General features: G+C 66.3%; 2 protein-coding genes and 1 pseudogene. All 3 read right to left on the bottom strand.

The genetic code is table 11. From position 1 onward, the window contains the following. Nucleotides 1-154: 154 nt before the first annotated feature. Nucleotides 155-1,207, bottom strand: coding sequence for an N-acetyl-gamma-glutamyl-phosphate reductase (argC, locus tag ACJWXQ_RS02500; RefSeq protein ID WP_406672067.1), 1,053 nt, complete (start codon nucleotides 1,205-1,207; stop codon nucleotides 155-157). Further along, nucleotides 1,207-2,268, bottom strand: a complete 1,062-nt coding sequence (locus ACJWXQ_RS02495) for a hypothetical protein (RefSeq protein ID WP_346050980.1) — start codon at nucleotides 2,266-2,268, stop codon at nucleotides 1,207-1,209. The genes argC and ACJWXQ_RS02495 overlap by 1 nt, the downstream gene beginning before the upstream one ends. Before the next feature lie 112 nt (nucleotides 2,269-2,380). Next, nucleotides 2,381-3,169 (bottom strand): annotated as a pseudogene (locus ACJWXQ_RS02490) (argininosuccinate synthase); the annotation flags it as partial.

The following is a 3,169-nucleotide window of genomic DNA, read 5'->3' as shown; positions in this document are numbered from 1 at the left end:
GGATTCGCCAGCGCACGGCCTTGTGTAACCAGGTCCGCGGCCTGTTGGCCGAATACGGGATCGTACTGCCCCAGGGGATAGCGACCGTGCGTCCCTGAGCAAGGCCACCGGAACCTGGGCCGGAACGCACCCCCGTCACCGACTTCGAAGGGCACTATCCCAACCCACTACTCTCATCCAACCCCAAAGCCAGATTCATGTTCTGCACCGCCTGCCCGGCCATCCCCTTGATGAGATTATCCAGCGCCGCCATCACCACCACCTGACCATCCCTCACCGCCAGGCCCAGATCACAGGCATTGGTGCCGATCACCGAATGTACTCGCGGCAAGTCGTCAACTAGTCGGATAAAGCGCCGTCCCTCATAGCTGGCCTGGTAATGCCGGCGCAGGCTTTCCTCGTCCATACCCGGTAGATAGGCCTGCACGGTAATGAAGATACCCCGCACCATCGGTGCCGAATGAGGCACAAAGCCCAGCTTAAGAGCATGGCCACCCTGGGCGGCCAGGGCACGGCGGATCTCGGCCTCGTGCTGGTGTTGCAAGGGCTTGTAGGCACGGAAATCATCGGCCCGTTCCGGGTGATGGGTGGTGGCGCTGGGATGGACCCCCGAGCCGCTGGAGCCGGTCACACCCGTGATGGCCAGCCAATCGGGGCTGGCCAGTTCCAGCAGGGGCTTCAAGGCCAGCTGCACGGCGGTGGCAAAACAACCGGGGTTGGCAATGCGCCGGGCACCGCGCAGGGCCTCGGCCTGATGCTCGCTCAAACCATATACCCATTGGCCCAGTGCCTCCGGTACCGGATGGGGCTGGCCGTAAGCCACCTGGTAGGCCTGGGCATCACCGAGGCGAAAGTCACCGGACAGATCAACGACGGTCGTCCGCGACAGCAGTTCACGATCGGCCAATGCCGCCGAGAAGGCGGACCAATCGCGCGCCAGAGAACCATTGGGCTGGGCCGAGAAGATGACCGGATAGTCGCTCGCGGCCAGGGTGTCGAGATCGGGCTTGGCGAGAAACTCGCCCTCGACAAAGCCCCGCAGCCGGGGGTGGGCGGCATGCCAGGGCTGGCCGGCATGGGAGCGGGAGACCGCCTGGACCTCGCCGACCGCGGGATGGGCATGCAGAATACGCAACAGTTCCCCACCACCGTAGCCGGCCGCACCCAGGAGCAGGGCCGTAATCGGCCTGTTCGCCTGCCCCGCCATCAGGCCACCTGCCGCTCAGCGGCCCGCTCGCGAAGGCGGGCGAGGATATGATCCACCAGGCCCGCGCCATCCTGGCGGGCATTGTGGGCGGCAAGCCCCAGGTGATCGTGGATGAAACGCAGGCCGACGGCATTGTCGGTGGCCGGCCCTGTCACCACATCGGTCTCGATGCCGAAAGTGGTTCGCAGGTAATCCACCCCGCCGGCGACCCCCACCGGGTCATTGGCGCAGAAGACAAAGGCCGCGGCGAGTGCGCGTAATTCCGGGTCGGCCAGAATGGATTGCACCCCGTATTCGCCCATCACGCCATCGCCGGTCTCGGCCACGATCACATCGGGCCGATATTCGCCCAGGGCCGAGAACACCCGGTGGCTCAAGTCCGCGGCATTGCCCGGATCGGTGCCGACCGCGCCGGCATCGGTGAAATCCATCACCCAGGCGGCACCATAATCCCGCATCTCGAGAATGTCGCGCAGGGCCGAGATGCCGGTGAGCTTGCAGCCGGCCACCTTCAGCCCGGTCTGGCGCAGGCCCTTGATCAGGCGGGTGGCGGCAGCGGTCTTGCCGGAGTTCATGCAGGTCCCGGCCACATAGACCACCGGGCAGTCGGGTAGCCCGCCATCGCCGCCGACCCCGTGGGCGGCGACCCGGGCCGGTACCCCGCGCCGGGACTGGAAGTCCGGATAGACCATGACCTGGCCGAGCACCTCGAGCTCGAAGGGCGGACCCACTTCCGGGTTGTGGGAAATGCAGTCGCCGATCACCCCGCCCAGGTTGAGCAGTTGCAGGTGATCGCCGGCCATGACCTGCGTCGGCATGCGGCCTTCATAGCCATGCAGGGCATTGCGATGCCCCAGGGCACCGACGATGAGGTCACCGGCGTTGACCTGGTTGAGCCGGCCGAAGACATCTTCGAGCACGTTGTAGCTGTTCTTGTCATTGAGCACCCGCGCGGCAATCACCGAGCCGGGCTCCACCACGATCTCCCGCGACAGGGTCAGGGCACGGTCCAGGCCCAGGTTGCGGGTGACGGAGGCGATCTTGTCCACTTGAATACGCATGTTGCTGACTCTGGTTGGTCTCGCGCAAAGGCGCAAAGACGCAAAGGAAAACCAATTTGGGCTTGGGACGGGGCGGCGACATGGCTCACCCCTGACCCCTCACTCCTTACCCCTAACCACACTTCAGCCCTCGCAGCGGAGACTGTGCCTCCTGTGCCTCCTGGGCCGCCTGCCCCGCCAGGCGCTGGCCCACCCCATACACCCGCGCAAAGCCGCGGGCATCGTCACCGCTCCAGAGGTGATTGGCCTCGCCGTAGGCTGCCGTGTTGGCGTCCATGAGCGAGTAGGGTGAACGCTGACCAAGCACGGTCACCGCGCGCGGATGCAGGCGCAGGCGGACCTCGCCGCTGACCCGGGCCTGGCTGTGTTCAAGAAAGGCTTCCAGATCCCCCAGCAGGGGGTCGTAGGCCTGGCCTTCATGAATGAGGCTGCCGTAGAGGTCGCCGAGCTGGGATTTCCAGAACAGCTGCTTGCCCGACAGCACCAGTTTCTCCAGCTCCCGGTGGGCGGTGATCAGCAACAGCGCGGCACCGGCCTCGAATCCCACCCGGCCCTTGATGCCGAGAATCGTGTCGCCCAGGTGCACGCCGCGACCGATGCCAAAATGCTCGGCCATGACCGCCAGCTCATCGATCAGGGCCACCGGCGCCAGGGCTTCGCCATCAAGGCTCACCGGCACGCCTTGCTCGAAGGCGATGATCAACTCCCGGCTCTCGTCCGCCCGCGCCGCGGGCGCGCCCCCCGGCCAGGCGGATTCAGGCAGTTCCGGCCAGCTGTCCAGGGTCTCGGCACCGCCCACGGTGGTGCCCCAGAGCCCGGCATTGACCGAGTAGGTCCCGGTGGCCGGCGGGACCTCGATGCCGTGGGCGGTGAGGTAATCCACCTCCTGCTGGCGAGACAG

It is taken from the genome of Natronospira sp. (assembly GCF_007134575.1).
In the GTDB taxonomy this organism is placed as follows: Bacteria; Pseudomonadota; Gammaproteobacteria; order Natronospirales; family Natronospiraceae; genus Natronospira; species Natronospira elongata.
This window is presented reverse-complemented; position numbering and strand designations above follow the sequence as displayed.

Bases quoted from the DNA above. Each gene is read 5' to 3' on its own strand.
- argC (WP_406672067.1), bottom strand. From the start codon at position 1,207: ATGGCGGGGCAGGCGAACAGGCCGATTACGGCCCTGCTCCTGGGTGCG.
- ACJWXQ_RS02495 (WP_346050980.1), bottom strand. From the start codon at position 2,268: ATGCGTATTCAAGTGGACAAGATCGCCTCCGTCACCCGCAACCTGGGC.